This window comes from Ruminococcus sp. CAG:57, assembly GCF_000435935.1.
Taxonomy (GTDB): Bacteria; Bacillota; Clostridia; order Oscillospirales; family Ruminococcaceae; genus Hominimerdicola; species Hominimerdicola aceti.
On record NZ_FR890779.1, the window covers coordinates 1 to 999 of the forward strand.

A 999-nucleotide genomic window follows, 5' to 3' on the forward strand; every position below is an offset into this window, starting at 1 on the left:
TTCAGGTGTGATATACTATAGTTATAGAAGCAAGGAGGTGCTTTTTATGTTTATGAATGTTGCCTATTTAAACAACTCTACATCTACTGTAGTGGATAATACGAAACCTTTAATTGTAACAAGCTGCGGAAATTATCGTGTGAAAAATCGTTCTGAAGTAGTAACACATCGTCCGAAGGGAAGAAAAGATTATCAGCTTTTATATATTGCCTCCGGAAAAGGACATTTTTTCATTCACGGAGAAGAAAAAACGGTTTCAGCCGGAAATATTATTATATATTTGCCGGATCAACCACAGGAATATGTTTATTATCGTGCAGATCAAACCGATGTTTATTGGGTGCATTTTACCGGAAATGAAGTAGAAGAAATTTTAAAGTATTACAATATCAACCTGAAAAATAATATTCTCTATATTGGAACATCTCCCGATTATCAGTGGTTATTTGGTCAGATGATTCAGGAATTGCAGCTTTGCAGACCACGGTATGATGAATTGATCTCTTTGCAGCTGCGAAATATTTTTGTTTTGATAAGCCGTGCAATCATGAGTGCAAAGAAATTCAGCAGCACCAGTGAAAAAGAAGTTGCTTTTGCGATGCACTATTTTCGTAAGAATTACAACACAGAAATCAGCATTGAGGAGTACTCCGAATCCAGAGGGCTTAGCAACTGTTGGTTTATTCAGTGCTTTAAAGAAATCACAGGTTCCAGTCCGCTGCAATATATCTTAAAGCTGCGAATCTCCAACGCACAAAATTTGTTAGAAAATACGGACTACACCATTACTGAAATTGCAAATATGGTTGGATACACCAATTCGCTTTATTTCAGCAGACTGTTTCATAAATACATTGGTATGTCACCAAAAGAATATCGAAAAGTAAAACTCAAAGAAAATCTCAGGGAATAAAAAACAAAACTCGTTTGGCTAAAACTAAACCAAACGAGTTTTGTTGATTTTTGATAAGAAATAAGGAATGGCTACATTACCAAACA

General features: G+C 35.2%; 1 protein-coding gene. It reads left to right on the top strand.

Features of this window, described 5'->3' with window-relative positions; all coding sequences use genetic code 11:
* Positions 1-46 precede the first annotated feature (46 nt).
* A complete protein-coding gene (locus QVO88_RS10035) occupies positions 47-913 on the top strand; it encodes an AraC family transcriptional regulator (RefSeq protein WP_022288341.1) in 867 nt (288 codons plus the stop codon).
* The last annotated feature ends 86 nt before the right edge of the window (positions 914-999 follow it).